Here is a 1817-nt window from a genome sequence, read left to right on the forward strand (position 1 = left end):
GGACAGGCCGGTGTCGCCGGTCATCTGACGCTCGCCGACCACACCACCCTGGGAGCGCAGACCGGCGTGATCAGTTCGGTCAAGAAGGAGGGTGCAGTCCTGTTCGGAACACCTGCGATCGACCACAAGGAGTTCATGCGCAGCTATGTTATGTTCCGTAGGAACGGCAAGGACGGATTAATTAAAAAATAATCACTATCTTTGCCGCCCCCGCAATATATAGACATGCAGAAACAGCAGACAGTAAAGGATTCGTGCTTCTTCGAAGGTAAGGGACTTCACACCGGTAAGGTTGCGAAGATGTCCATCAATCCTGCGCCCGCCGGTTATGGCGTAAAGTTCAGGAGGATAGACCTCGGAGAGGATGCGTTGGTCGAGGCTCTTGCAGAGAACGTGACCAACACGGCTCGCAGTACCACACTCTCGAAGGGAGAGGTTTCAGTGGTGACTGTGGAGCATCTCCTTTCGGCACTTACAGGAATGGGCATAGACAATGCCCGCATCGATATAGACAACATCGAGGTTCCTATCCTTGACGGCAGCGCCAGGTCATACGTGAAGGCCATCCAGGCAGTGGGCGTGGAAGAGCAGGACGCCGAAAGGGTATATGTAGAGATCGACAAGGAAATCGTCTACAGGGACGAGGAGAAGGACATCACCATCACCATCACACCTGCGGACAAACCGTCATACGACGTAAAGATCGACTTCAACTCCCATGTCGTGGGAGTGCAGACAGCACATTGGGACGAGACTGAGGACTACTACAGGAGGGTAGGCCGTTGCCGCACCTTCTGCTTCTTCCATGAACTCGAGTTCCTTGCGAAGAACAACCTCATCAAGGGCGGCGACGTGGACAACGCGATCGTGATCGTCGAGTATCCGGTGACTGAGGAGCAGCTTGACAACATGTGCAAGCTGTTCGGAATGCCATCTCTCGGAGTGGTAGAGGACGGATATCTCAGCAACGTGCATCTCCATTATTCCAACGAGTGCGCGCGTCACAAGCTTCTCGACCTCATGGGTGACATGAGACTCGTGGGTGGCTTCCTCAAGGCGAAGGTGTCTGCGGTGAAGTCAGGACATAGGACAAATACAGAAGCTGCGAAGCTCATTCGCCAGCAGCTCGCAAACAAATAAGACATGACCAAGATTCATCCGCTCGCAACGGTCCATCCAAATGCAAAGATCGGCGACAACGTCGAGATCGGACCATACGCATACATCGAGGAATTCGTGGAGATCGGTGATGGATGTAAGATCCTCCCGCACGCGACTATCTTCAATTACGTGAAGATGGGTAAGGACTGTACGGTGTTCCCAGGTGCAGTCATCGGTGCCATCCCTCAGGACCTCAAGTTCGACGGTGAGATCACCTATGTGGAGATCGGTGACCGTGTGAACATCAGGGAGTGTGCGACCATCAACCGCGGTACCAAGGCCAGCGGCAAGGGCGTGACCAAGGTCGGCAGCGATACTCTTCTCATGTCATACTCACACGTCGCACACGACTGCTGCGTAGGAAACCATTGTATCCTCGTAAGCTACGTCGGAATCGCGGGCGAGACGGAAGTTGCAGATTGGGCCATCCTCGGTGGTGGTACAGTCGCTCACCAGTTCTCGAAGATCGGTACCCATGCGATGGTCGGCGGCGGAAGCAAGATCAACAAGGACGTACCTCCTTATGCACTCTGCGGCCGTGATCCTCTCGTGTTCGCTGGCGTGAACATCGTGGGACTTCGCAGAAGGGGCTTCACCGGAGACCAGATCCGTACCATCAAGGACATCTATGACCTCATCTACTTCAGCGGAATGAA

Annotated in this window: 2 protein-coding genes and 1 pseudogene; all 3 read left to right on the plus strand. The window is 54.3% G+C overall.

The window, feature by feature from the left end; translation table 11 throughout:
• Positions 1 to 192 (plus strand): annotated as a pseudogene (locus tag AC06ND_RS06840) (hypothetical protein); the annotation flags it as partial.
• A gap of 33 nt (positions 193 to 225) precedes the next feature.
• The gene (gene lpxC / locus AC06ND_RS06845; protein WP_475678247.1) at positions 226 to 1140 is read left to right on the plus strand and encodes a UDP-3-O-acyl-N-acetylglucosamine deacetylase; all 915 of its coding nucleotides are present in this window, start codon (positions 226 to 228) and stop codon (positions 1138 to 1140) included.
• Positions 1141 to 1143: 3 nt separating this feature from the next.
• Positions 1144 to 1817: acyl-ACP--UDP-N-acetylglucosamine O-acyltransferase (gene lpxA / locus AC06ND_RS06850; RefSeq protein WP_475678248.1), on the plus strand; the 674-nt coding region annotated here is incomplete at its 3' end.

The organism is Candidatus Cryptobacteroides sp. (genome assembly GCF_056207615.1).